This window comes from Roseovarius conchicola (assembly GCF_041403425.1).
Taxonomy (GTDB): Bacteria; Pseudomonadota; Alphaproteobacteria; order Rhodobacterales; family Rhodobacteraceae; genus Roseovarius; species Roseovarius conchicola.
The window spans coordinates 564,087-589,898 of sequence record NZ_JBGEHK010000001.1; the positions used below are offsets into that span (position 1 = coordinate 564,087).

The 25,812-nt window shown below is 58.0% G+C and carries 26 protein-coding genes and 1 tRNA gene; 18 read left to right on the forward strand and 9 right to left on the reverse strand.

What is annotated here, in order from left to right; translation table 11 throughout:
* Positions 1 to 265: 265 nt before the first annotated feature.
* Positions 266 to 1,144: a LysR family transcriptional regulator gene (locus V6N02_RS02605; protein WP_371223928.1), complete on the reverse strand. Its 879-nt coding sequence runs from the start codon at positions 1,142 to 1,144 to the stop codon at positions 266 to 268.
* Between the two features lie 90 nt (positions 1,145 to 1,234).
* On the opposite strand from V6N02_RS02605, the gene V6N02_RS02610 reads away from it, so the two are divergent.
* From V6N02_RS02610 to V6N02_RS02635, 6 genes are read left to right on the forward strand one after another with little or no spacing between them, the layout of a single operon-like run.
* Complete coding sequence (locus V6N02_RS02610; RefSeq protein WP_371223929.1) at positions 1,235 to 1,534, forward strand: DUF2218 domain-containing protein; 300 nt, start codon at positions 1,235 to 1,237, stop codon at positions 1,532 to 1,534.
* 3 nt (positions 1,535 to 1,537) lie between these two features.
* Complete coding sequence (locus V6N02_RS02615) at positions 1,538 to 2,029, forward strand: hypothetical protein (RefSeq protein WP_371223930.1); 492 nt, start codon at positions 1,538 to 1,540, stop codon at positions 2,027 to 2,029.
* Positions 2,030 to 2,082: 53 nt separating this feature from the next.
* Positions 2,083 to 2,460, forward strand: a complete 378-nt coding sequence (locus tag V6N02_RS02620) for a DoxX family protein (RefSeq protein ID WP_371223931.1) — start codon at positions 2,083 to 2,085, stop codon at positions 2,458 to 2,460.
* Between the two features lie 21 nt (positions 2,461 to 2,481).
* Entirely contained in the window at positions 2,482 to 3,270 is a 789-nt protein-coding gene (locus V6N02_RS02625; protein WP_371223932.1) for a nuclear transport factor 2 family protein, read from the forward strand.
* A 56-nt stretch (positions 3,271 to 3,326) separates the two neighbouring features.
* On the forward strand, positions 3,327 to 3,491 hold the full coding sequence (locus tag V6N02_RS02630; protein ID WP_371223933.1) for a hypothetical protein: 165 nt from the start codon (positions 3,327 to 3,329) through the stop codon (positions 3,489 to 3,491).
* On the forward strand, positions 3,481 to 5,097 hold the full coding sequence (locus tag V6N02_RS02635; protein WP_371223934.1) for a hypothetical protein: 1,617 nt from the start codon (positions 3,481 to 3,483) through the stop codon (positions 5,095 to 5,097). Before V6N02_RS02630 ends, V6N02_RS02635 begins: the two co-directional genes overlap by 11 nt.
* A gap of 380 nt (positions 5,098 to 5,477) precedes the next feature.
* Here the strand turns inward: V6N02_RS02635 and V6N02_RS02640 are convergent.
* The 4 genes from V6N02_RS02640 to V6N02_RS02655 form a co-directional block, all read right to left on the reverse strand.
* Positions 5,478 to 5,554: transfer RNA gene (locus V6N02_RS02640), tRNA-Arg, on the reverse strand.
* A gap of 56 nt (positions 5,555 to 5,610) precedes the next feature.
* A complete protein-coding gene (locus V6N02_RS02645; protein WP_371223935.1) occupies positions 5,611 to 6,999 on the reverse strand; it encodes a sensor histidine kinase in 1,389 nt (462 codons plus the stop codon).
* Positions 7,000 to 7,020: 21 nt separating this feature from the next.
* On the reverse strand, positions 7,021 to 8,439 hold the full coding sequence (locus V6N02_RS02650) for a dihydrolipoyl dehydrogenase family protein (RefSeq protein ID WP_371223936.1): 1,419 nt from the start codon (positions 8,437 to 8,439) through the stop codon (positions 7,021 to 7,023).
* A gap of 3 nt (positions 8,440 to 8,442) precedes the next feature.
* Positions 8,443 to 9,174, reverse strand: coding sequence for a TVP38/TMEM64 family protein (locus V6N02_RS02655; protein ID WP_371223937.1), 732 nt, complete (start codon positions 9,172 to 9,174; stop codon positions 8,443 to 8,445).
* Between the two features lie 283 nt (positions 9,175 to 9,457).
* On the opposite strand from V6N02_RS02655, the gene rpmH reads away from it, so the two are divergent.
* The 4 genes from rpmH to V6N02_RS02675 are packed head-to-tail and all read left to right on the forward strand — an operon-like array spanning position 9,458 to position 11,115.
* On the forward strand, positions 9,458 to 9,592 hold the full coding sequence (gene rpmH / locus V6N02_RS02660; RefSeq protein ID WP_005980833.1) for a 50S ribosomal protein L34: 135 nt from the start codon (positions 9,458 to 9,460) through the stop codon (positions 9,590 to 9,592).
* A 25-nt stretch (positions 9,593 to 9,617) separates the two neighbouring features.
* Positions 9,618 to 10,010, forward strand: coding sequence for a ribonuclease P protein component (gene rnpA, locus V6N02_RS02665; RefSeq protein ID WP_371223938.1), 393 nt, complete (start codon positions 9,618 to 9,620; stop codon positions 10,008 to 10,010).
* Positions 10,007 to 10,240 (forward strand): membrane protein insertion efficiency factor YidD, encoded by a 234-nt coding sequence (yidD, locus tag V6N02_RS02670; protein ID WP_371223939.1) that lies wholly within the window; start codon positions 10,007 to 10,009, stop codon positions 10,238 to 10,240. The genes rnpA and yidD overlap by 4 nt, the downstream gene beginning before the upstream one ends.
* Positions 10,237 to 11,115 carry a sulfotransferase domain-containing protein gene (locus V6N02_RS02675; RefSeq protein WP_371223940.1) on the forward strand — a complete coding sequence of 293 codons (879 nt, stop codon included), beginning with the start codon at positions 10,237 to 10,239 and terminating at the stop codon, positions 11,113 to 11,115. The genes yidD and V6N02_RS02675 overlap by 4 nt, the downstream gene beginning before the upstream one ends.
* A gap of 18 nt (positions 11,116 to 11,133) precedes the next feature.
* Here the strand turns inward: V6N02_RS02675 and speB are convergent, their stop codons facing one another.
* A complete protein-coding gene (speB, locus tag V6N02_RS02680; RefSeq protein ID WP_371224557.1) occupies positions 11,134 to 12,087 on the reverse strand; it encodes an agmatinase in 954 nt (317 codons plus the stop codon).
* Positions 12,088 to 12,224: 137 nt separating this feature from the next.
* On the opposite strand from speB, the gene guaB reads away from it, so the two are divergent.
* From guaB to V6N02_RS02695, 3 genes are all read left to right on the forward strand, one after another.
* On the forward strand, positions 12,225 to 13,676 hold the full coding sequence (gene guaB / locus V6N02_RS02685; RefSeq protein WP_371223941.1) for an IMP dehydrogenase: 1,452 nt from the start codon (positions 12,225 to 12,227) through the stop codon (positions 13,674 to 13,676).
* Between the two features lie 36 nt (positions 13,677 to 13,712).
* Positions 13,713 to 14,894 (forward strand): RsmB/NOP family class I SAM-dependent RNA methyltransferase, encoded by a 1,182-nt coding sequence (locus V6N02_RS02690; RefSeq protein ID WP_371223942.1) that lies wholly within the window; start codon positions 13,713 to 13,715, stop codon positions 14,892 to 14,894.
* Between the two features lie 85 nt (positions 14,895 to 14,979).
* Positions 14,980 to 17,295: a PAS domain-containing sensor histidine kinase gene (locus tag V6N02_RS02695; protein WP_371223943.1), complete on the forward strand. Its 2,316-nt coding sequence runs from the start codon at positions 14,980 to 14,982 to the stop codon at positions 17,293 to 17,295.
* Between the two features lie 4 nt (positions 17,296 to 17,299).
* Here V6N02_RS02695 and V6N02_RS02700 read toward each other — a convergent pair whose 3' ends face one another.
* Positions 17,300 to 17,923, reverse strand: coding sequence for a gamma-glutamyl kinase (locus tag V6N02_RS02700; protein WP_371223944.1), 624 nt, complete (start codon positions 17,921 to 17,923; stop codon positions 17,300 to 17,302).
* 195 nt (positions 17,924 to 18,118) lie between these two features.
* Here V6N02_RS02700 and recA point away from each other — a divergent pair, with 195 nt between their 5' ends.
* The 4 genes from recA (at position 18,119) to V6N02_RS02720 (ending at position 22,756) form a co-directional block, all read left to right on the forward strand.
* Positions 18,119 to 19,201: a recombinase RecA gene (gene recA / locus V6N02_RS02705; RefSeq protein WP_371223945.1), complete on the forward strand. Its 1,083-nt coding sequence runs from the start codon at positions 18,119 to 18,121 to the stop codon at positions 19,199 to 19,201.
* A 127-nt stretch (positions 19,202 to 19,328) separates the two neighbouring features.
* Positions 19,329 to 21,992 (forward strand): alanine--tRNA ligase, encoded by a 2,664-nt coding sequence (alaS, locus tag V6N02_RS02710; RefSeq protein ID WP_371223947.1) that lies wholly within the window; start codon positions 19,329 to 19,331, stop codon positions 21,990 to 21,992.
* Between the two features lie 3 nt (positions 21,993 to 21,995).
* A complete protein-coding gene (locus V6N02_RS02715; protein WP_371223948.1) occupies positions 21,996 to 22,283 on the forward strand; it encodes a DUF1330 domain-containing protein in 288 nt (95 codons plus the stop codon).
* Positions 22,280 to 22,756 (forward strand): MOSC domain-containing protein, encoded by a 477-nt coding sequence (locus V6N02_RS02720; RefSeq protein WP_371223949.1) that lies wholly within the window; start codon positions 22,280 to 22,282, stop codon positions 22,754 to 22,756. The genes V6N02_RS02715 and V6N02_RS02720 overlap by 4 nt, the downstream gene beginning before the upstream one ends.
* On the opposite strand, the gene typA is transcribed toward V6N02_RS02720, so the two are convergent.
* Both typA and V6N02_RS02730 read right to left on the reverse strand, forming a co-directional pair.
* On the reverse strand, positions 22,753 to 24,573 hold the full coding sequence (typA, locus tag V6N02_RS02725; protein ID WP_371223950.1) for a translational GTPase TypA: 1,821 nt from the start codon (positions 24,571 to 24,573) through the stop codon (positions 22,753 to 22,755). The two genes, V6N02_RS02720 and typA, sit on opposite strands and share 4 nt — an antisense overlap.
* 76 nt (positions 24,574 to 24,649) lie before the next feature.
* Positions 24,650 to 25,582: a GNAT family N-acetyltransferase gene (locus tag V6N02_RS02730; RefSeq protein WP_371223951.1), complete on the reverse strand. Its 933-nt coding sequence runs from the start codon at positions 25,580 to 25,582 to the stop codon at positions 24,650 to 24,652.
* A gap of 30 nt (positions 25,583 to 25,612) precedes the next feature.
* On the opposite strand from V6N02_RS02730, the gene V6N02_RS02735 reads away from it, so the two are divergent.
* On the forward strand, positions 25,613 to 25,768 hold the full coding sequence (locus tag V6N02_RS02735; RefSeq protein ID WP_371223952.1) for a hypothetical protein: 156 nt from the start codon (positions 25,613 to 25,615) through the stop codon (positions 25,766 to 25,768).
* Positions 25,769 to 25,812 lie beyond the last annotated feature (44 nt).

The following is a 25,812-nucleotide window of genomic DNA, read 5'->3' on the forward strand; positions in this document are numbered from 1 at the left end:
GCGAAGGTCAAATTCGTCTGACGTTCGACAAGCATTGTGGAACGTCACGAATCTTTGACTCAATCGGCTGCCAAAACCTCAGGAAACAGGAAAATTACGTCATTCAATTCTGACCCAAACGTCAAGCATTTCCGACCCAACACACAGATCCGCCATTCGTTGAATCAGCGGCGTAGGTGTCAAAAGAGCCCTTTCTTCCAAATGCTGCGCAGTGAACCAATGGCGGCTGATGTGATTTCGGTCCGACACTACTACCAGCGTATCTTCAGGTTTCGGCGACAATGTGATCGATCAACAGCCGTGTAAGAGAGCTGCGGCGGCTGGTGTCTGGCCAGACGCCGTAGGTGCCTAAATCGGGGATTTTCCAATCGGGTAATATCTCGATGAGCGTGCCAGTTTTCAGGTCAGTGTTAGCGACTATGGCCGGTAGTCGTTGAATGCCCAATCCGGCGCAGAGGGCGGATCGCAAGGCCGCGAAATTGTCGACTAGGACACGGCCACGGCCCGTATGCAGCATTTGTTCCTCACCGTCTTTCAGTAACGCAAATTGATCCACCAACCCCTCCATCGCTACGAAGTCGGCATTTTTGAGGTCGTCAGGCGTGACCACTCGTGGGAGCGTTCTGAGGTAAGATGGCGCGCAGACGAGTTTTCGACCGAAGCTGCCCAATCTTCGTGAGCGAAGTGCCGAGTCTGGCAAATCTCCCATGCGCAGGGCAAGGTCGATCCCCTCAGCCACCAAGTCGAAATTGCGGTCGAGGTACTTGATCGTGACAGCGACCGCCTGATGCTGCCGGGTGAAGCTCCAGATGGCCTGCTCATAGGTACTGCCCGCCATGAAAGCCGGTAGGGTAATGGTCAGCGCGCCCGCCGGCTCGTTGCTGATGTCGACAATACTGTTCAGCCCATCTTCTGCGGCGGTCATCATCCGTTGGGCATGCTCCAGCAAACGTTTACCCTCATTCGTGAGCGAGAGCGACCGCGTGGATCGGTAGAACAGTGTCACGCCCAGCCGGTCCTCAAGCTTGGTCACATGCTGGCTGATCCCCGATGTTGCCAACCGTAAGTGCCGCCCTGTCGCTGAAAAGCTGCCTGTTTCCGCAACCGTTGCAAAGATCGCCATCGCGCGTAGGTCATCGATCATCTTTCATCCTGACTGAATAATGATTTCACTTTGCTCTATATTATTGAAAGGCGCGGGATTGGCTAGTTTGTTCTCACGAAAGGACGACAAATGATCATATCCACCAGCCAATTCGGAACGACGCATGGCGCTGAATATCTCAAACAGCTTTGTGCGCACTTTTCAAAACGCGTGCCCGTTCAAGCCCAATCGGGCCAGGCGCAAGTGACGTTGCCGATCGGAACTTGCGACCTTACCGCAAGCGGCGATGGCTTCGCGGCATGCATCCAATCCTGCCCGGATCATATCGACCGAATGGAAGAGATGTTTGGTGGATGGATAGAACGCATCGCCTTTCGTGAGAACGCAATCCTGACGTGGCACCGCGCCGCGCATCAATCAAAGGACTAACCCATGTTTCATAAGTCAATTCTGGCCGCCGCGGTGGCCCTGACGGCTGGTGCTGCTTCTGCCGACACCATGTTTACCGTTGCGAACACTTTCCAAGACCCGCAAATGACTGGTGGAAACGAGATCTCGACCATCGCCTTCAGCGCCGATGTCTACGCCAATCAGGCCGCGACGGTGAGCGCAGATATCGAGATCCCAAATTTCGTGAATTTCTATGAGATCGACGTGGCGGAAGATATGTCCACACTGACCATGACTGTCAGTGAAACGGCCAAGCCCGCCAACAACCCGATGCCGGCCGAGCGCTTTGATCGCTATTACTACACCTTCACCGGTGCGGGCCCGACTTCGGCTAACATCGACGCCGACGCTTCCACAGCTGCGATTGCTGATGGCGCAACCGCTACTGTTACATCAACCGGCCGTCTTGTTGTGGCCTTTGGCGAAGGCGCCGATTTCACGCCGGGCAACAAGGTGGTTGTCAACCTTCAATAACGCAAATTGCTGGCTCCAGAACGGGGCCAGCAACCTCAAAACGGAACACACACATGACCCTAATCACCATCTTTGTTGGCCTATTGTCTGCCTTCTTCCTGTTCGCCAGTTCAATCAAGATCTTTGGTTGGCAAAAGATGATCTTTGAGACTCAACTGGCAATGTTCATCAAATATGGGCTGAACCGCCAGATCATGGCTTTGACTGGCATGGTCGAATTGTTTGGCGCGATTGCCATTTGGTTCCAGGGATCGTGGATCGGCACCTTGGGTGCGTTGGCACTACTTGGGACTTCGGTCGGTGCGATCGGATGTCACCTGATTTGGGACACTTGGAAAGAGGGTGTTCCTGCGATGATCACAGGCACCTTGTCCGCCATCGTTGCATGGTCAGGGCGGGCAGCCTTACTCGGGTTCTTAGGGCTCATCTAGTTCCAACATTGGAGAAAGAACATGACAGACAGCATCCGCGTCTCGAACGCAAAAGGCCTATATCTGGAAGGCATCCGCGACGGCAACATGGTCGAAGCGCTCGATAAGTACACCGGTGATCGCTACACCCAGCATTCCACAGGTGTTCGCGACGGGAAGGAAGGCTTCATTGAGTTCTTCACGCCGTTTCTAGAACGCAATCCGATCCGCGACATTCAGGTTTTGCGCACAATTGAAGACGGTAAATTTGTCTTCTGCCACGTATATCAGAACCTTGGTAACGGGGAGGCGCAGTGGGTCACCGCCGACATCTTTGACACCGATGAAGACGGCAAGATCATCGAGCATTGGGACGTGATCGCCGAGTGCAAATGGCCAACGGTTTCGGGGCGCACCATGGTTGATGGCCTAACCGAGATCAAAGACCTCGACCAGACCGAGGCCAACAAGGCGGTGGTGCAGGGATTTGTCGACAACGTGCTGATGGGCGGGCGCGCAGATCTGGTGACCGACTACATCTCGACCGAACAATACGACCAGCACAACCCGGAAGTGGGCGACGGGTTGGAAGGCTTTGGCGCGCATTTGAAAGAGGTGATGGAAAGCGGCAAAGCCGCGCAATATGTCAAGGTTCATCACTTGCTGGGTCAGGGTAACTTCGTGGTGATCTACAGCCATGTGAATCAGGGCGGTGATGACTGGGCCTTTTTCGATTTGTTCCGCCTCAAAGGTGGAAAGATCGTTGAACACTGGGACATCCAGGAAAAGATCGGCCCCAAGGAAACCTGGAACAACTCAGGCAAATTCTAAGCACATTGCGGTCCCCGATTGGGGGCCGCGCATCTCCCTATTGCAGGAGCCGTGACATGGCGCTTCAAATCCACGAAACCACCGCAAAGTCCATCATCGCCAGCACCAAAGTGCCGAGCGCGGACTACGTCATCAATCCCTATACCGGCTGCCAATTTGCCTGCATGTACTGCTTTGCCAGTTTCATGGGGCGCTTCGTGGGCGAGAGCAATGCCGACTGAGGCAGAGCGTTGGTCAGAAAACGCGTCGGATGAGGACAAAGCAGAACTTCGGAATAGCCTAAGACGTCGTGACGTTATGAGGGCGTATCAGGAGGGCGAGGAAGACGAGCAACTCGTCACTTCGCTCCGTCGTCTTGAATTAGCACTGGAACCAGAATCCGCAGTATCTCGACACAAATGGCTATTTGAAAACTCGCATGTCGAGTGGCGCTCGCTCGTCGAAGGCGAGGGAGAAGGTCGTCTTTCATGGGAAGAACGCAGCGCATTGGTACAAGAACGTCGCCGAGCAGCACTGGAAGAAATCAGAGAAGAACTGGGCGACGAAGCTTTGCTGTCGTTCGCGTTGCGCGTAAAGCAGCCAGAAACCGTGGCACAAGTTCTGCTTCCACAGGAGGCCAGTGTGGATGCGGCAGTGCAATGGTCGCGCGATGCATTGCTCGCAGAAGAGAGTGAGAAGTCGGATGTGTTTCTGAGACAAGTTTTGTCGAGCGCGAGTTGGATTGATTTACATGGTGTTATCAGAGGCCTCGATCAGCAAGGCCACTTGAATACTGCAAACGCGAGGTCTCGCTTGGCAAAGCACCTTCCCGGCCGGCCAATCGGATGGGAAGTGGCTGAAGCACTCGGTGATGACGTTGCTTCCGTGTTTTGGGAGTCGACCCAAATAAGAGTTTGGGATGACACGCCCGTTGAACAAGTTGAATACGCCGTTGCTAAGCTTCTTGCCGCCCAAAGGCCTAGATCCGCGTTTTCAGCCGTTCAATTCATTGGCGATAGACTACCTGCGGCGCTTTGGATCGACATTATTCAAGCGGTTTCCAGAGGCGAAGAACCAGACGGTCCATTTCCTGACGCTTACAGATTGGACGAAGTGTTAAAGTACCTTGACGCAGCCGACGGTGTTGCTGACGAGCAGATTGCGAACCTAGAACTTCCGTTCGTTCCACTGCTCTGCCGGTATGGCCACCGCAACCACGAAAGAACTCTGGCGGTGCATCGACAATTGCCCAAGGATCCGAGCCTTTTTGTTGAGCTGCTTCGTTGGCATTATCGACGGCGAGACGGAACTGATGAGCCCGACCGGCAAGAATTTCCCGAAGACAGGAGTAAGTTTCTGGCAGAGCTGGCCTATCATGCGCTGGAGGGCTGGAACATAGTCCCAGGCGATGATGCAAGTGGCATCTTAAACCAGGACGATTTCAACACATGGGCAGACATGGCCTTGGCAGAGGCAGAAGAGGCAGATCGTAAGGAGGTTGCCGAAACACATCTTGGGGCGTTGCTGGCTCGATTTGCACGCCGCCGGCCATGGGACGATTGGTTGCCTGTCTGTATATTGGATTACCTTGAACGCCCTGAAAGTGACGGGCTCCGAGAGAAGTTTGATCTTGGCGTGCGAAATGCCAGAGGCGTTACGACGCGCGGCCCGTACGATGGTGGCGAGCAGGAAAGGCGACTTGCCGAGCGATATCGCGATCTGGCTGCACGTTTTGGAAACTCACACCCGAGAGTAGCACAAATGCTAGTTCGCATCGCTGAAGGTTACGAATGGGATGGACGTCGAGAAGACGAGCGAGCGGCGGTGGGAGAACGCTGGCATCCATAAGCGGGCCGAAATCAGCAACCAATTTAGTTGGCAGACTCAATAATCTTTCATTTCTTCCAGGAGCGCAGTAGCCGGACGGAGAAATCCTAGGGGCAGTTCACTGGCCCATGCGAATGGCAGCTATGCGGGCTGCAAACACAGCATTCGGAAAAGGGGCTGAGAGTCCGCTCAGGGCCGGTCACGCCAATCTGGCAAGAGCATCAGTCGCAGCTTTGGAAAGGAAGAAATCTGCGTATCGGCGTCACGGAGATCTCATACGGCATCAGATTAAGGGGTCGAACCGGACATTTGCGGATCAACCACAAACATCCGGTTCGTGGTGAATAGGGTCAGTTTATGACGCAAAGGTCAATTTCGTCTGACGTCTTACATTAAGAGGATGGCGGACCGAGGAGGATTCGAACCCCCGACCCCCTGATTCGTAGTCAGGTACTCTATCCAGCTGAGCTATCGGTCCGTCGGTGTCGCATCTATCTGCTGATCACCGCCTTGGCAAGAGGGCAGTTGCAGAATTTACACCGTGGTCAGCATATCGCCCTTGGGCAGCCTGATGACAAAGGCGGTGCCTGTGCTGCCTGTGCGCTCAAGCGTCAATTCGCCGCCATGCCCGGCGACCAGTTCCATCGCGATCGACAGGCCCAGACCGGTGCCGCCGCGGGTGGTGCCGCCCTGAAACGGCTCAAACAGGTGGTCCTTGGCCTTGTTGGGCAGACCCGGTCCGGTATCGGTGACGCGAATGCACCAGTCGGTTTCGGTTTCCGAGGCCGAGACACTGATTTCACCGGGTTTGCCGCTACCGACAATCGCCTGACGCGCATTGCGCACAAGGTTAGACACCACGCGATACAGCTGTTCCGTGTCGCCCCGGATCATCATGCCGGTCGGGATATCTTCAGAGAAGCTGAGGTCATGATCTGCGACCGACAAACGTTCGCTGTCGATCACGTCGTGGACGATATCCACCAACTGAAACATCGTCATGGTGGGGGCGGGTTCTTCGGCCTTGCCAAAGGCCAGCGTGCTTTCACACAGATGCACGGCCCGGGTGATCGAGTTGACCAGCTTGGGGGCCATGCGTTTCACACTTGGGTCTTCGCTCATCTCGATGCGGTCGGTGAACAGTTGCGCACTGGTCAGGATGTTGCGCAGATCGTGGCTGACCTTGGCCACAGCTGACCCAAGCTGCGCCAGCCGCTCGCGCTGTTTCAGGGCGCTGGTCAGCTGCGTCTGCATGCTCTGCAGGGTTTCCTCGGCTTCGCGCAGCTCGGTCACACCGGCCGAGGGTTTGATCACCAGCCGGGCGTCCTGTGGGGCGGCGGCGTAGGATTTCATGTGTCCCACCACCCGGCGGATCGGTTTGACCAACAAGCGCCGCACGGCAAGGTTCAAAAGAACAGCTGTAATCAGAGAAATCACCAGCGACAGGATCAGAATGCGTATCCCGTAATCCACCAGCGCGCTGCGTAATTCGCGTGTTTCCAGTGTCACCTCGATCAGTAACCCGCCCATACGTGTGGGTTCTCCGATCACGCGGATCACCTCGTTGTCAGGTTCCATCAGCCGGGCAATCGCATCGCCGATCAGTTCAAACGCGCCGGGATCACGCAGATCGAATGTTTCCGAGATCGGCAGCGGGATTGGCGAGGCCAGAACCAGCTGACGGGCTTCGTCCCGGCGCAGCACGACGTTAAAAACACCTGCATTGTCCAGCAGTTCTTCCTGCAGCCCGGCGTCGATTGCATCATTGGCGAGAAGCGCCAGCGATGCGATTTGCGCCCGCTCCAGTCGCGACATCAGGAAATCCTCGCGATAGCGCGCAATGGACGGCACAAAGATCAGGACTTCTGCGATCATAACGAAGATCGCCGTCAGGATCAGGAATCTGCCCGAGAGTGAATTCATGCGTTCACGCCTGTTTCTGCGTCAGGGAAGCCATCGTTGAACAAGGCCCACCACTTTCTTGACCGTAGGGTTATCAAACAAGCGCGGTGAGAAATAGGCCCCTGCGGCGCGTTTGTTGATCTCGCCAATCGTCGGGTAGGGCGCGACCATAGCGGCGACATGTTTCATCTTCATCTTGTTGGCCAGCACCAGCGCCCAGAGATTGATCAGCTCACCCGCCTGATACCCGGCAATCGAGGCCCCGATAGGGCGGCCTTTGACAACCATGACCTTGATCAGGCCCCTGGTTTTGCGTTCTGCAATGGCGCGATCGTTATGTTCATAGTGAAAGCGTACGACTTCCAGCTTATCACCGTGTTCGTCGCGCGCTTGCGTTTCGGTCAGGCCGACATGGGCCAGCTCCGGGTCGGTATAGGTGGCCCAGGGTATATGATCGGTGCGTTGCTTGGCCGGCAGGCCAAACAGGGCCGAGCGGATGATGACACCAGCGTGGTAGCCAGCGACATGGGTGAACTGCAGCCCGCCTGCGACATCCCCGATGGCATAAACCTTCTTGTTGGTGGTTTTCAGGCTTTCATCCACCTTGATGCCCCGGCGGGTGGTTTCGATTCCGGCTACCTCAAGATTCAGTTTGTCAGTGTTGGTCTTGCGCCCGACGGCCATCAGCAAATGCGTTCCTTTGAAGATGCGGCCATCTTTGGCCTCAACTTCAATTGCGCCCGCCGTGCCGCGGATTTCGGCGGCCATGGCATCCTCGGCGATCTCGATCCCCTCGGCGCGCAGATTATCCAGCACGATCGCGGCCATTTCCGGGTCGTCATTTCCCAGCGCCTTCATGCCTTCGATCACGGTCACGTCGCTGCCCAGACGGCGATGGGCCTGTGCCATTTCCATGCCAATCGGGCCGCCGCCGATGATGAGCAGGTGCTTGGGCTGCTCGCGCAGCTCAAACAGGGTCTCGTTGGTCTCGTAAGGCACCGTGTCGAGTCCGGGGATGGGGGGCACGAAAGGGGATGACCCGGTTGCGATGATAGTGCGGCGCGCGCTGATGATGTTGTTGCCCGCCTTCACTTGTGCGGGCGAGATGAATTCGCCGTATTCCTGAATGACTTGCACGCCCAACCCTTCAAAACGTTCGACGCTGTCGACTGGGGCGATTTGGGCGATCACATCATGCACATGGTCCTTGGCGGCAGCATAGTCGACCGAAGGGGAAACATCGGCCACGCCGTACTTGCCAGCATGGGCCTGCGCATAGGCCGCTTTGCCCGAGGCAATCAGCGCTTTGGAGGGCACACAGCCATAATTCAGGCAGTCACCGCCCATCTTGTGCCCTTCCAGAAGGATCACCGAGGCCCCCATTTGCACGGCTCCGGCGGCGACAGACAGCCCACCCGAGCCGGCCCCGATGACCAGCAGGTCTGCTTTCAGATCAGTCATGTCTCAGATGTCCTTCTTGCCACGAATGGCTTTGATCACGATGGGCAGGGCAGCCAGTGCTGCAAGGCCCAGAATTGGTCCGATGATTTGTGGCGACCACAGCAGTGACAGGTCCGGGCTTTCGCCGCGATCAAACACCTCACCCAAGCCAACGCCAATCCATGTGAACACGATGGCCCCGGGAATGATGCCCAGAACGGTGGTCCAGACGAAGTTGACGAATTTCACACCGACAAGAGCGGGCAACAGATTGGCGACAAAAAACGGCACGACCGGCACAAGGCGAAGAAGGAAAAGTACTGAAATTTCATTCTCCGCCAGCCCTTTCTTCAACTTTCCCAACGTGCCGTTAGAGGCCTCCATCTTGGCGGCCATCGACCGACCAAGTCCGGCACGGGCGGCCAGGAAGATCGCAATAGCCCCCAAGGTGGCAGCTGTAACGTTGAAAGCGGTACCCAACCCGAGGCCAAACAGAAAGCCGCCAGTGACCGAGGCAACGGCAGCGCCGGGCAGGGAAAAGGCGACAATCGTAAAGTAGATGGCGATGAACGCTGCCACCAATGCAATAAAGTGACTGTCGCGAAAAGCGATCAACGCCTCGCGGTTTTCACGTAACGTCTCAAAGCTGAGGTAGTCCCCCAGGGTGAAATAGCCAACCACGGCAGCGGTCAGAATGGCGGCCAGTGGCGCGTGGCGCAGAAGGCTGGGGCGCTCTTGAGGAGTCACATCTTCCATGGGGTCGATATCCGGTTTGATTTCGTTCTCCCTCAAAATGCGCGGGGGGCGGTGGGAATGCTACAGCCCTCACGGTTGGGTGATAGCGGGTGATTGATTTTGGGGCTCTCGGCGGTGTTTTTCGGCTTTTGTAACATTGACGCCGCGTGGTGGCGTGGTTTTTGTTGCAAAACCGCGTTCCCGGGTTTGACTTATGAAACATTCCCTTCTATTGACCGGGCTTCGGATAGATCAGGGAGCGCGGCGAGTCGTGCCAGCGCCCCATTAAGTCGGAGACGGAGCGATGAAACGCACCTACCAACCCTCGAACCTGGTTCGCAAACGCCGTCACGGCTTTCGCGCCCGGATGGCCACCAAAGCGGGCCGCAAAATCCTGAACGCGCGCCGCGCCCGTGGCCGCAAGTCGCTGAGCGCGTAAGCGCCAGTTTTACAGGTGTATTGAATTGATGCCGCCGGAGGCCCCCGAGGATACCACGGGGATGACGCCCCCGGCGGCTTCGCTTTGCCTTGTCCCTATGCGCACCCGGCCCGAGTTTCTGGCTGCGGCCCGTGCCAAGCGGCAGGGCACCCCCTCGATGCTGGTTCAAGCGCGGGATCGTCAAGACAGCGATCCTGCCGTGCGTGTTGGCTTTACGTGTTCAAAAAAAGTTGGAAACGCCGTGCTGCGCAACCGCGCCAAACGACGGCTGCGCGCGCTTGTGCAAGAGGTTTTGAGCATCAAGGCGCGCTCTGGCTGGGATTATGTGCTGATTGGCAAACCCGAGGCGACCGTGAGCCGCGATTTCGACGATATGCGCCGCGATCTGATCTCGGCCCTTGCAAAGTTACACAGATGACACCGTTGGCTCATCTTCTGGCCTTGCCGGTCAAGGCTTATCGGCTGGTCTTTAGCCCTTGGGTGGGCTTCAACTGCCGATATCAACCCACCTGCAGCCAATATGCGCTGGACGCCCTGCAGAAACATGGCGGGTTGAAAGGCGGCTGGCTGGCGGCCAAGCGCATCGGGCGCTGTCATCCCTGGGGCTGCTCAGGCTATGATCCGGTACCGGAAAAGGACGAGCCATGAAGCGCCCCACAAGCATTGCCCAGATGGAAAAGCAAACCGCTGCCTTCGCCACGGACGAAGGCTTTGCAAAAGGGCTGGCCTATCAACCGGACCCGACGGATATTTTCATCTCTCCTTACGCCAAATGCGGCACCACCTGGATGCAGCAGATCGTGCATGGCTTGCGCACGGGCGGGGATATGGATTTTGGCGAGATCACCGAAGTTGTACCCTGGATTGAGCTGGCACATGATCTGAACCTCGACATCCACGCGCCGCAAAAGGCGCGGCCCCACGCCTTCAAAAGCCATCTCGGCTGGGATGAGATTCCCAAGGGTGGGCGTTACATCGTCGTGATGCGCGATCCGGTGGATGCGTTCTTGTCTTTTTATAAGTTTCTGGATGGCTGGCATTTTGAAAGCGGGAGTGTCTCGCTGGACCAGTTTGCCGACTATGTTCTGAGCCGCCGTGGTAGCTTTAACTACTGGCTGCACACAGCGTCCTGGTGGGGGCAGCGGGACAACCCGGATGTGCTGCTGCTGGCGTTTGAACATATGAAACAGGACCTGCCCGGCGCAGTGCAACAGGTGGCCGACTTCATGGGTGATTATCCGGAGGACCGGGTGGCGCTGGCGACAAAGCAGGCTGATTTTCGGTTTATGAAAGCCCATGCGGGTCAATTTGATGACCATTACCTGCGCGCCATTCTTGATCCGCGTTGTGGATTGCCGCCCGACGGCGTTTCAACCAAGGTTAGCACCGGCAAGGCCGGGCAGGGGAAAGCGGCGGTCAGCGATGAGATTCGCGCCCGTCTGGATGCGAAATGGGCCGAGGTGATGGGGGCGCAGTTCGGGCTGCCGAATTATTCTGCTTTGCTGGCGCAGATGGCGGGGTGAACCCCGCCCTACGGCATCTTATCCGCGTTCATGAAAAATGAACCCCAGCAGGTTCAACAAGACCTGTGCAGCAAGGATCGAGGTTGATCCGGTGGGATCGTAATCCGGCGCTACCTCGACCAGATCAATTCCAACCACCTCGTGGGTCTGCGCCACGCGTTGCAGGATCTCCAGCACATCGTAGTAAAGGAAACCGCCATGGCTTGGCGTCCCTGTGCCGGGCGCGATTGACGGGCAGAAGGCATCAATGTCGATGGTGATGTAGACCCGCGCGCCTTTGGGGATGCGCGCCGCTGTGGCCTCGGGGCCCAGCGAGCGTACCTGCCGGACCGACAGGATGTCCGAACCCCGTGCGCGGGCGTCTTCGTAACCTTCCTTGGCCGTGGAGCTGACATTGCGAATGCCCAACTGGGTGAGGCCCGTGACATAGGGTTTCTCGGCAGCTCGGCGCATCGGGTTGCCATGGCCGTTGCGCACGCCATGGCGTTCATCGACGAAATCGAGATGCGCATCGATTTGCAGGATATGTATGTCGCCCTGATCGTCAAAGGCGTTGACGCAAGGGATGTTGATCGAGTGATCTCCGCCAATGATTACGGGCAGGGCGCCCGCTTTCAGGATCGCGCGCACGCCCATCTCGATATTGGCGTGGCTTTGGATCGTGTCAGTGTGCACGATATCGGCATCACCTAGATCAACGATGCGTACGTCGCCGGGGAGGTAGGTGGCATCATCCTCGTGATCATAGGCACCCGCATGGCCAAAGCTGAACAAGGTGCTGGCCTCACGCACGCCCCGCGGCCCGAACCGCGCGCCAGAACGCCACTGCGTGCCTGCATCAAAGGGGGCGCCAAGGATGCAGGCATCGGCATCAATCGCGCTCCAATCTTCTACATAGGGTCGCTTGCCAAAGGTTGAAATTCCAACGAAAGGCAGGTTCAGCCGCCCCGCCTCATACCCATGCGATGCCATGTCCAGCCCTCCATAAAGTGGTCCGACCGCAGCGTGGCCCGAAATAGGGTAGAGGTCCACCACGAATTGGCCTTTCCTCTGGTCCCAATCCATGAGATAGGGAACCGCCAAACGACCCATGCCCGAGGAGTGATGCAATGGAGATTCGTGAGGCCCTTACCTTCGATGATGTTCTACTGGTTCCTGCCAAGTCCAGCGTGTTGCCCAACACCGCCGACACCCGCACGCGGGTGACCAATTCGATCGACCTGAATATCCCCCTGCTGAGTTCGGCAATGGACACGGTGACCGAAGGGCGCATGGCGATCTGCATGGCCCAGACCGGTGGCATGGGCGTGATCCATCGTAACCTGGATATTGACGAACAGGCTCGCGAGGTCCGCCGCGTGAAGCGGTTTGAAAGTGGTATTGTCTATAACCCCATTACCCTGACGGCGGATCAGACGCTGGCCGATGCCAAGGCGCTGCAAGAACGCTATCGTGTCACCGGCTTTCCGGTGGTGGATAGTGACAACCGCGTGGTGGGCATCGTCACCAATCGCGACATGCGCTTTGCCGAGGATGACAAGACCCCGGTCAGCGTGATGATGACAAGTGATGATCTGGCGATCCTGCATGAACCTGCCGAGCTGGAAGAGGCCAAATCGTTGATGAAAGCGCGGCGCATCGAAAAGCTGCTGGTCACGGATGGCGAGGGCAAGCTGACTGGTTTGCTGACGCTGAAAGACACCGAGCAAGCCGTGCTGAACCCCACTGCCTGCAAAGACAAGCTGGGGCGGTTGCGCGTGGCCGCAGCCTCGACCGTTGGGGATGCTGGCTTTGAACGCTCGCAGGCGCTTGTAGATGCCGGAGTCGACATGATCGTGATCGACACCGCCCACGGACACTCCGAAGGCGTTGCGGTGGCCGTCGAGCGCGCCAAGCAATTGTCGAACGAGGTGCAGATCGTAGCCGGTAACGTTGCCACTGCCGAAGCGACACGCGCTTTGATTGGGGCTGGGGCGGATGCGGTGAAGGTGGGCATCGGCCCAGGAAGCATTTGCACCACCCGTATGGTCGCCGGTGTCGGTGTGCCGCAGCTGACTGCCATTGTAGATTGCGCTGAAGGTGCCGGAAATGTACCGGTGATCGCCGATGGCGGCATTAAATTCTCGGGCGATTTTGCCAAGGCGATTGCGGCCGGGGCGTCCTGTGCGATGGTCGGCTCAATGTTGGCGGGCACCGATGAAAGCCCCGGTGAAGTAATCCTCTATCAGGGCCGGTCGTTCAAAGCCTATCGCGGCATGGGCAGCCTTGGTGCGATGGCGCGCGGGTCGGCGGATCGTTACTTCCAGAAAGATGCCGCCAGTGACAAGCTGGTGCCGGAAGGTATTGAAGGGCAGGTGCCCTACAAGGGTGGTGCCGGAACGGTGATTCACCAGCTGGTGGGCGGTTTGCGTGCGGCGATGGGCTATACCGGTTGTGCCACGGTGGACGAGATGCGCACGAACTGCGCCTTCGTTAAGATCACTGGTGCAGGCCTGCGCGAAAGCCACGTCCACGACGTCCAGATCACACGGGAAAGCCCGAATTACCGGGTTGGATCGTAAAAACAATATGTTGCCCGGCAAAGTTCAGGTTGTCTTATGACCCCGGCAGCGCGTGTTCAGGCGGCGATTGAGGTGCTGGACGCCAATCTCGATGGTGTTCCTGCGGAAAAGGCCCTTAGCAACTGGGCGCGCCGGTCGCGCTTTGCGGGCTCCAAGGATCGCGCTGCGGTGCGCGACCATGTCTTTCAGGCGCTGCGTTGTCGTCGTTCCTATGCCGCTCTGGGAGGCACCCTGACGGGTCGTGGCCTTATGATCGGAGCGCTGCGCGATCAAGGCATTGCGCCGGACGGCATCTTCTCGGGTCAGACCTATGCGCCAGACATGCTGAGCGAAAACGAGCAAACTGCGGGGACCGCAACGTCGGAGGATCTCTGCGATCTTCCGGACTGGGTCATGCAGGAGTTTCGCTTGTCCTTAGGCGAAGATGCTGAGCAGGCCGCGGGCAGCTTGCGCGACCGTGCCCCCATCATGGCGCGCACCAATCTGGCCAAGGCGACTGTGCCAGAGACGATTGTGGCTTTGGCTGATGAGGGGGTTACTGCCTCTGCCCACCCGATTGCCGAAAGTGCTGTCCTGATCACCGAGGGCGCACGGCGTGTTTCGGGTTCAGCCGCGTTCCGAGATGGATGGATCGAGTTGCAGGATGGATCCAGCCAGGCCGCCATGGAGCAAATCCCTGTTCCCGATGGCGGTAAGGTGCTGGATTTCTGCGCCGGGGGTGGCGGCAAAACGTTGGCTCTGGCCGGACGCGCCGAGGCACGATGGTTTGTCCATGATGGTCTGCCGCAACGTATGAAAGATTTGCCTACGCGCGCAACACGGGCCGGCGTGAATGTGACGCAGTTGGGCAAAGAAGATCTCTCTAGTGCTGGCCCATTCGACCTGATCCTTTGCGATGTGCCTTGTTCCGGCAGTGGCACATGGCGGCGCACGCCCGAAGCGAAATGGACCCTTACACCCCAGCGGCTGGACGAGGTATTGGCGCTGCAAGCGGCTATTCTGTCCGACGCCATGCAGTATCTGGCGGATGACGGCGCGCTGGCCTATGCCACATGCTCGGTTCTGAAACAGGAGAATGACGACCAGGTTGCCCGGTTTTTGGCGGCTCACCCCGGTTGGTGCTGTGTGGCGCAACATCGTTGGGCGATCTCGGACGGAGGAGACGGCTTCTTTCTTGCGATTATGCGTTGCAAAGATGGTGCAAATACTCAATCCTGACGTGTAATGCGCACAGATGTTAAACACCGATTAAGTGTTTTGACGAAAAGATGCGCCAGAGAATCGTTACCCAAGGGTAAGACTATTGGCATTTTTATCCGGCGTTGCAGGGCCGATCAGTAAGGCTGCACAGGAAAGCAAGCATAGCTCATGGGTGATCCTCTTGGCGGCCTTGGGTTTTCTGGCGGCAGCGGCGATTTCCCCGACAGGCCTCGTGCAAATCGCGTTTGTCAGCATCGGGCTGACACTGATGATGTCGTTCGTCTGGGTGCTGGCTTTGGTGAAGCTGGCCCGAGATTCCGATGCGCGCACGGCCAAGATACTGCCTCAGATCATTGGCGATGACACTGCACCCAGTGTGGTGACCGGGCCGGATGGCGCCATCGTGTATCTCAACCCAGCAGCACGAAACCAACTGGATGCCGAAGGTGCCACAACACTGGCTGGGGTGTTGCGTTCGACCCTGGCCAACCCTGGCGCGATCCTGTTTCGCCTTGAAACGCGCGCCGCTGCCCAAGGTTCAGCCTTTGAGGATGTAGTCACCCGCGCGGGGCATGTGATGATTTCCGTGCATCGTGCAGGCCCTGAGCGCTTCCTGTGGCGGATCGAGAAGTCAGCCGATCGCCCGCTGCGCGATGATGCAGCACTGCCTCTGCCGACCTTTACGCTAGGACGCAATGATGGGGTACTGTTCATGAATACCGCTGCGCGTGACTTGATTGGTGGGCGGGTGCGGACGTTAGATCGTATTTGTGTCTCCTTGCCGTTGCGTCCGGGTCAGATGAACATGATTCATACGAAGGATGGTCCTGTCTCATGCTTTGCGATGGAGCTGGAAGGTACCGCCGGGCGGCGTGAGATTTTCCTGATGCCCAGCGACAGCGAGCAAGCGAACAAGGGTGACAGGCCCAGCGATGATGCCGTGCTTGATGATCTGCCTGTTCCGTTGCTCAAGCTGGCGCGTGATGGGGATATTCTGCTGTCAAACCGGATGGCACGCGATCTGTTGGGCGTTGAACACTGCAAAGGCAAAAGCTTTGGTGATCTGACCGAGGGGTTGGGACGTTCGATCAGCGATTGGTTGGGGGACGCTGCGGCCGGGCGCGGAACAATCCAATCTGAAACGCTGCGTGTCAAACGCGATGACAGCGAAGTTTTCATACAGGTGATGCTGAACCGCATGTCCGAGAATGGTCAGCCGGTGTTGATCGCGGTTCTGAACGACGCAACCAAGCTCAAATCGCTGGAAGAACAGTTCGTCCAGAGCCAGAAAATGCAAGCGATAGGACAACTTGCCGGTGGTGTTGCGCATGATTTCAATAACCTTCTGACGGCGATTTCCGGGCATTGTGATTTGTTGCTGTTGCGCCATGATCAGGGCGATGCGGACTATGCGGATCTGATGCAGATTAACCAGAACGCCAATCGCGCGGCTGCGCTGGTTGGTCAGTTGCTGGCTTATTCGCGCAAACAGACCCTGCGCCCTGAGGTCATTGATATGCGCGATACGCTGTCGGATCTGGCGCACCTTTTGAACCGGCTGGTGGGTGAAAAAGTGACCTTGTCGCTCAGCCACGATCCCACCTTGTCGGCCACCCGGGCTGACAAACGCCAGCTTGAGCAGGTGATCATGAATCTCGTCGTAAACGCGCGCGATGCGATGGAAAAGGGCGGAGAGATCAGGATCGAGACGCAAAACTTGGTTCTGGAAGAACCCCTGAGCCGGGATCGTGCTGTGGTTGCCCCCGGGCGCTATGTGTCGATCAAGGTGATTGACCAGGGCGAAGGGATTGGCCCGGACAAGCTTCAGAAAGTGTTCGAGCCGTTTTTCACCACTAAACGGGTGGGTGAGGGCACGGGCCTTGGCTTGTCTACGGCTTACGGCATCGTCAAACAGACGGGTGGATTTATTTTTGTGGACAGCTCATTGGGGGAGGGCGCTTGTTTCCAGGTGTTGCTGCCTGCCCATGATGTGAGCGCTGACCTGGATGCACCAAAACCCAGGGTGGCCGACACGGGTGCTGCCATGCCGCAGGCCGAGGGTGTTGTTCTGTTGGTCGAGGATGAAGCGCCGGTACGGGCTTTCGCCAGCCGCGCGTTGCAGTTGCGTGGACTGACAGTGCTTGAGGCGGAATCGGCAGAAGACGCTTTGGAGTTGCTGAGTGATCCGGACCTTAAGGTGAACGTGTTTGTTTCCGATGTGGTGATGCCGGGAATCGATGGACCCAGCTGGGTGCAAGAAGCGCTCAAGGATCGCCCGGACGTACGCGTGGTGTTTATGTCAGGTTACGCCGAGGAAACCTTTGGCGACACGCAAGCAAAAATTCCAAACTCGGTGTTCTTGCCGAAGCCATTTTCACTGACTGAACTCACTGAAACCGTCCAGCGTCAAATCGCCTGAACTGCTAGCCCTCCAGCGGTGTGTAGCGCCCGTCGCCTTTGATGGATGACCAAAGGCGATACTCATCTCCACACTTGCGGCGAAACTTTTGCGCGGTCTTCTCGGAGAGCTCCAAAGTCATTTTGGGTGAAGAGTTCAACCGGTCTGTTTTCAGGTTCACCCCAAGGCGACCTTCCAGAAACCCATTCAAACCGTCCGGGTCCTCATACTGGAAAAGATGTGTGACAGCCGTTCCGTTGGCTTGGGGTTCCAGAAACTTGGCTTGTGAGCCGACATTGGCAAAGGCCGGGCGTTGCCCCTTCATGTAAGCCTCAACAAATTCATCGAAACTGATCCCTTTGGTCGAACTGCGATGACCATCAAGGGCAGGCCGTTGACGATACCGGTACCAGCTGCCGAGCCAGTCAATCGGTTCGCGCATCACGGCCAACACCTCCAGATCGGTGCCGATAAATTTCTCAAGTGCGGGGCGATAAAACCGATTGTATCGAAAGACCGGCGCATGTTTCAGCTCGGGCGGGGCACTGACCACCATGGAAGCCACCGGTAAAAGCGCTTGCTCATATGCGGTGGAACCGGTTTTGGGGACCGACAAAAACACCAGTTTGGCCGAGGAAAAAACCAACATTTTGAACGCGATCCTGCATTTTCGCCAAGACTGGCCATTGGCGTAAACTACTCTTTAACCATTCCGGACAAAAGATGAGATACAAACAATTTTCTTGAAATGTTCTCTTTTTGTCTCCATAAGATGCAGAACAAGAGGTGAACGAAGGCAGTGATTGCTGCCCGCAACCGGGTGTGGAATAAGGAAGGCGAACTCATGGCAATGGCAGATGTTTTGACAATGGACAGCAAGTCGAACGCAGACAAGCAAAAGGCGCTGGACAGCGCGTTGGCCCAGATCGAACGGCAGTTCGGCAAAGGCTCGATTATGAAACTGGGGGCGGACAATCCTGCGCAGGATATCGCCTCGACATCGACAGGTTCGCTGGGCTTGGATATCGCGTTGGGAATCGGCGGCCTGCCGAAAGGCCGCATCGTGGAAATCTACGGACCTGAAAGCTCGGGTAAAACTACTCTGACGCTGCATTGCATTGCGGAGGAGCAAAAAAAGGGCGGTGTCTGCGCCTTTGTGGATGCCGAACATGCGCTTGATCCGATCTATGCCAAGAAGCTCGGTGTTGATCTGGACGAGCTGCTGATCTCACAACCCGACACCGGCGAGCAGTCTTTGGAGATTGTCGATACGCTGGTGCGCTCGGGTGCGGTCAGCATGATCGTGGTTGACTCGGTCGCTGCCCTGACCCCGAAATCCGAACTGGAAGGGGATATGGGCGACAGCAGTGTTGGTGTGCATGCCCGCCTGATGAGCCAGGCGATGCGCAAGCTGACCGGTTCGATCAACCGCAGCAAATGTACAGTGGTTTTCATCAACCAGATCCGCATGAAAATCGGCGTGATGTTTGGTAGCCCTGAAACCACAACCGGCGGCAACGCATTGAAATTCTATAGCTCGGTTCGGCTGGATATTCGCCGCATCGGCGCGATCAAGGATCGCGACGAGGTGGTCGGCAATGCCACACGGGTGAAAGTGGTCAAGAACAAGGTGGCTCCGCCCTTCAAGCAGGTCGAGTTCGATATCATGTATGGCGAAGGCATCAGCAAGACGGGCGAACTGCTTGACCTTGGCGTTAAGGCCGGCGTGGTCGAGAAATCCGGCAGTTGGTTCAGCTATGGGGATGAGCGCATTGGGCAGGGCCGCGAAAACGCCAAGGGCTTCCTGAAGGAAAATACCCATATCGCCTATGAAATCGAGGATAAGATCCGCGCTGCGCATGGCCTGGATTTTGATATGCCCGAGGGCGAACGCGAAGAGGGCGGCGAGGATATCATCGAGGTTTGATCCCATCGCAAAATGATTGAGATGACCCGGGGGGCGCACCCTCGGGTTTTTTCTTGCTGTGGACATGCGCGGTGGCGGCGGCTAAATCAGCCTGACGCCCCCGATCGCCGCGCAAAAGAGACGCCCCATGCCCAGCCTGAACGATATCCGCTCGACCTTTCTGAACTTCTTCGAAAAACACGGTCACACGATCGTCGATAGCTCGCCCCTCGTGCCGCGCAACGATCCTACCCTGATGTTCACGAACTCGGGCATGGTGCAGTTCAAGAATCTGTTCACCGGGGTGGAACACCGCGACTACAAACGCGCAACGACCAGCCAGAAATGCGTGCGCGCGGGCGGCAAACACAATGATCTGGATAATGTAGGCTACACGGCGCGCCACCATACCTTCTTTGAAATGTTGGGGAATTTCAGCTTTGGGGATTACTTCAAGGAAGAAGCAATTCCGATGGCCTGGGATCTGTTGACGCAGGATTTTGGGTTGGATAAATCCAAGCTTCTGGTCACGGTCTATCACACCGATGACGAGGCCGCCGAGATCTGGAAAAAACATGCCGGCCTCAGCGATGACCGGATTATCCGTATCGCCACAGATGACAATTTCTGGTCGATGGGCGCGACCGGCCCCTGCGGTCCGTGTACCGAGATTTTCTATGATCATGGCCCTGAGATCTGGGGTGGTCCTCCGGGCAGCGCCGAGGAAGACGGCGACCGGTTTATCGAAATCTGGAACCTTGTTTTCATGCAGAACGAGCGGTTCGAGGATGGCAGCCAGATCGATCTTGAAATGCAGTCAATCGATACCGGTATGGGGCTGGAGCGGATTGGCGCGCTGCTGCAGGGCAAACATGACAATTACGACACCGATCTGATCCGCAGCCTGATTGAGGCCAGCGCCGATGCGACCAACAGCGACCCGGACGGTTCCGGCAATATCCACCACCGAGTGATTGCGGATCACCTGCGCTCGACTTCTTTCCTGATTTCTGATGGCGTGATGCCGTCCAACGAGGGGCGCGGCTATGTTCTGCGCCGGATCATGCGCCGGGCCATGCGCCATGCGCATCAACTGGGCAGCAAGGACCCGGTGATGCATCGTCTTGTGCCCGCATTGGTTGCGCAGATGGGGCAGGCCTTTCCGGAGTTGGGACAGGCGCAGGCGTTGATCCAGGAAACACTGGAATTGGAAGAAACCCGGTTCAAGCAGACCCTGGATCGCGGATTGCGCCTGCTGGATGACGAACTGGCGAAACTGCCGGATGGTGCGAACCTACCTGGCGAGACCGCGTTCAAGCTCTATGATACTTATGGTTTCCCGCTCGATCTGACGCAGGATGCCCTGCGTGAGAAGAAGCGCGAAGTGGATGTGGCCGGTTTCGATGCCGCCATGGCCGAACAAAAAGCGCAAGCGCGCGCAGCGTGGGCCGGTTCGGGCGAAGCGGCGGACGCCACGATCTGGTTCGATATCGCCGACGCGGACGGCGTAACCGATTTCCTCGGATATGACACTGAGACCGCAGAAGGGCAGGTTGTGGCCTTGGTCCGTGATGGTGCGCGGATTGATGCAGCAGGGGCGGGAGAAACCGTGCAGGTGGTTCTGAACCAGACGCCGTTTTACGCCGAAGCCGGTGGTCAGGTGGGCGACAGCGGGGCCCTGAAAACCGAGAGCGCAACTGTGCGTGTCACCGACACCCGCAAGGTGGCAGGCGTTTTCCTGCATGTGGGCGAAGTTACGGATGGACGGATTGAACCGGGGCAAGCGGCCCAGCTTGAGGTGGATCACGCGCGCCGGGCTGCTATTCGTGCCAACCATTCGGCCACTCACTTGCTGCACGAGGCGTTGCGCAATGCGCTTGGTGATCACGTGGCACAGCGTGGATCGTTGAATGCCGACGACAGGTTGCGCTTTGATTTCAGCCATTCCAAGGCGCTTACTGACGCGGAACTGGTGCAGGTTGAAACGGAAGTGAACGACTATATCCGTCAGAATAGCCCTGTGGAAACCCGGATCATGACGCCGGATGACGCGCGCGAGATTGGCGCGCAGGCGCTGTTTGGCGAGAAATACGGCGACGAGGTGCGCGTAGTCTCGATGGGCCGCGAGGATGGGTCGGGCAAGGGCCTTGATAAACAGACCTATTCGATCGAACTCTGCGGCGGCACACATGTGAGCAAGACCGGCGATATCGGCTTGTTTGTCAGCCTGGGTGATAGTGCGTCCAGTTCCGGTGTGCGTCGGATTGAGGCGCTGACGGGTCCTGCTGCATTGGCATATCTCAACAGTCAGGACGCCACGGTCCGTGCCCTTGCCGGTGAGATGAAGGCGCGCCCGGAAGAGCTCGTGGATCGCGTAAAGGCCTTGCAGGACGAGCGCAAGGCACTGGCTAACGAAGTGGCGCAGCTGCGCCGCGAGCTTGCGATGGCCGGTGGAGCCGGGCAGGGCGCCGGCGCTGCGCCCGAGGACGTGAACGGTGTGAAGTTCGTCGCACAAGTCATGTCCGGTGTGTCTGGCAAGGACCTGCCCCCTTTGATTGATGAGCACAAGTCCAAGCTGGGCTCGGGCGCGATCTTGCTGATCGGCGAAAGTGACGGCAAGGTGGCCGTAGCCGCGGGCGTGACAGATGACCTGACCGGTACAGTGTCGGCAGTCGATCTGGTCAAGGCCGCTGTGGTCGAGTTAGGCGGTAAGGGCGGCGGGGGCCGCGCGGATATGGCCCAAGGTGGCGCCAAGGATGCCAGCAATGCTGACGCCGCCATAGATGCGGCCAAAGCCGTGATCGGAGGATAAGAGATGCCAGCCCTGTGGATTGCCCATGTGACTGTAACTGACGAAGAAGCCTATGGAAAATACGCCAAACTGGCCGGACCTGCGATTGAAAAGCATGGCGGGTACTTCATCGCGCGCGCGGGGCGTTACGTGCAGCTGGAAGGCACGGATCGACCCCGCAATGTGGTGGCCAAGTTTCCGTCTGTCGAGGCGGCCGAAACTTGTTATCACAGCCCCGAATATCAAGAGGCGCTGAGCCATGCGCGCGGCGCGTCCGAGCGCGATTTGCTGATCGTCGAGACAACTGAGTGACATCTCCCCTGCGCAGCCTTCGTCAGCGCCACGCGGCGGTTGGGAAGGTGCGTTGGATCGGGCTGCGATCCGAACGCCGTGCGGCGGTCCAAAGCGTTCCGTCCGCCGGGATTTTGGAAGATGGGTTGGTTGGCGACCATGCAAAGCCCGGACCAAGGGCGCTGACTGTGATTCAAGCTGAACATCTTCCGGTGATCGCCGCTTTGACGGGTTTGGCCGAGGTTCAGCCGGAAGATTTACGTCGCAATATCGTTATCGAGGGCATCAACCTTGTCGCACTGCGCCATGATCGCCTTAGGCTTGGCAGTGCCGTTATTCAGTTGACCAAACCCTGCAGCCCCTGTTCGCGCATGGAAAAGGCGCTGGGAACGGGTGGCTATAATGCGATGCGCGGGCATGGCGGGTATTACGCCGAAGTGCTGGAGCCGGGCTGTGTCTCGGTAGGTGACGAATTGGAACCGATCTTCGACTAGGTCGTTTTATACATCCGCTTGCGCTCATGCGGATCAAGATAGCGCTTGCGCAGGCGGATCGAACTGGGCGTTACCTCGACCAGCTCATCATCATCGACATAGGCAATTGCCTGTTCCAGGCTCATGATCACGGGCGTGGTCAGGCGCACGGCCTCGTCGGTGCCACTGGCGCGGACGTTGGTCAGCTTCTTGCCCTTGAGCGGGTTCACCTCAAGATCATTTTCGCGGCTGTGTTCGCCGATAATCATGCCGGTATAGACCTTTTCCTGCGGGGTGATGAACATCTTGCCCCGCTCTTCCAGATTCCACAGCGCATAAGCCACCGCATCGCCGTTCTCCATCGAGATCAGAACGCCTGCGCGCCGTCCCGGTATTGCGCCTTTATGCGGGGCCCAGCCGTGGAACACGCGGTTCAGAACGCCGGTGCCACGCGTATCGGTCAGGAATTCGCCGTGATAGCCGATCAGCCCACGCGAGGGGACATGAGCGATGATCCGGGTCTTGCCAGCGCCAGCGGGCTTCATCTCGGCCAGCTCGCCTTTGCGGGCGCCGGTGATTTTCTCGATCACCGCACCGGAATAGTCGTCATCCACATCAATGGTGACCTCTTCGATAGGTTCCAGCCGTTCGCCGTTTTCACCATCACGCAACAGAACCTGAGGGCGCGAGATTGACAGCTCGAACCCTTCACGGCGCATGTTTTCGATCAACACGCCCATCTGCAATTCGCCGCGGCCTGCAACCTCGAACGCCTCGCCGCCGGGTGTGTCGGAAACGCGGATCGCGACGTTGGATTCCGCCTCTTTCATCAGACGTTCGCGGATCACACGAGACTGGACTTTCTTACCGTCCCGGCCTGCCAGCGGGCTGTCGTTGATGCCGAATGTGACGGTGATGGTGGGCGGGTCGATGGGTTGCGCTTCCAGCGGTTCTTCCACAGCGAGCGCACAGATCGTGTCGGCCACGGTGGCCTTGGACATGCCCGCGATGGACACGATATCGCCTGCTGTTGCCTCATCGATGTCGGCCGAGGCGAGACCCCGGAAAGCCTGAATGCGGGTGACGCGGAATTGTTCGATCTTTTGGCCCACGCGGCTGAGAGCCTGCACGGTGGCCCCGACCTTCAGCTTGCCCGATTCCACGCGGCCGGTCAGCAGGCGACCCACAAACGGGTCCGAGCCCAGCGTGGTCGCCAGCATGCGAAAATCTTCGTTTTCGTGGGCCAGCTGGCGGGGGGCAGGGACGTGATTGACGATCAGATCAAACAGGGCCGAGAGGTCCTTGCGCGGCCCGTCCAGTTCATGATCGGCCCAGCCGGAGCGGCCAGAGGCATACATATGCGGGAAATCCAGTTGATCGTCGTTGGCATCAAGGTTGGCGAACAGATCAAAACATTCGTCCAGCGCGCGGTCTGGTTCGGCATCGGGCTTGTCGACCTTGTTCAGAACCACGATGGGGCGCAGGCCCAGGGCAAGCGCCTTGGAGGTCACGAATTTGGTTTGCGGCATCGGGCCTTCGGCAGCATCCACCAACAGCACAACACCGTCGACCATGCTCAGGATCCGCTCAACCTCGCCGCCGAAATCGGCGTGGCCGGGGGTATCGACGATGTTGATGCGATGGCCTTTCCACTCGACCGAGGTGGGTTTGGCGAAAATGGTGATCCCGCGTTCGCGTTCCAGGTCATTGCTGTCCATGGCGCGCTCAGAGACGGCTTGATTTTCCCGGAAGGCCCCGGATTGTTTCAACAATTCGTCCACCAGGGTGGTTTTTCCGTGATCCACGTGGGCGATGATCGCGATGTTGCGCAGGTCCATTTCGGCGGTTCCTCAAGATGCTTGGTCGCGCCCTACAGGGAAGCCTGCAGAAAGGCCAGAGCGAATGCACGTGATTTCAGGCTACGCGCGATTTCCGCCATGTCAGGCGAGGCCGTTCAAGCCGCAGCAAGGTGGGGCCGAGGGGGCCTATCTGAGCCCCGGTGCTGATTTTGAAACGCGCTAGGCCGGGGCTGTGTTCGGTATCCACAACGCCAAGGTCAAACCGCGTATATCCGCGGTCCGCCAGCCAGTTTGAGGCATGCCACATTAACAGGTTGTGGCTGGAGGCCGTGCGCCCGGCGGCATTGCTCCACCCGATATGGTAGGTCGCGCCGGGATGATGCAGCAGAACCAGCATAAAAGCGTGCAGCCCGTCGCAGCCCAAGGCGCGGAAAATGCGGATACCCTTCGGGTTGGCGGCGGCCCAATGTTGCACGAAAGGCAGGGGCAGGGCGTGGTAGCGGCGCTGCTTGCGCTGGGTAGCCTCGATTGCCAGAAGGTGGCTGTCGCGGTCCGTTCGAAAAGGCGTGTCGCTGATGGTTGTTCCCTGTCCTTGAGCATGACGCAGGCGGTTGCGCCATTTGCCATGTTGGGCCGCGAGGCGGCTTGGCTCGGGGGCCGTCAGGTCGAGTTCAGCCACGTATTGAGGCGTCATGACAGGGTGAAAACGCTGACGTCGGCCAAAGGCAAGCGTATCTGCGCGATCCGGCGTCGCAAGCGTGAAGGTGGCGGCGGGAAGGTGTCGGATCAACGCGGCCAAGGCATCCGATTTCTGCGCATTTTCCGTGTCTTGGGTCCAGATCGGTCCGCGGGCAATCCAGTTCACAGATATCGGGCCGAAGCGGCGGTATACCACCTGCGCACGCCCGATCACCTGTCCCTGGGTGCGGATCATATGTGCCTGCGCCATGTGTCCCATCCGCCGCACGGTGTGCAGATAGCTGGGATGTTGTTGCATCGCCAATGGACCAAAAGCGGTCAGATCGCCAGAGCAGGGCAGGATTTCCATGCCCTGATTAACCAGATGAACACCTAATTCATGGTTAATGATCTTATGAAACGAGTGGATAAACCTGTGTTGGGAATCCGTGCCCCGGCGTCGCGCCCAACCTACTACGCGGCCTTCTGTATTGCCTCGGCGGTATCTGCCCCCGTCGCGGTGATCCTGTGGGTGATTGAGTGGCTCTGGATGTAACAAAGCCGCCCGGTAGGGGCGGCTTTGCACAATACATCCGAGTG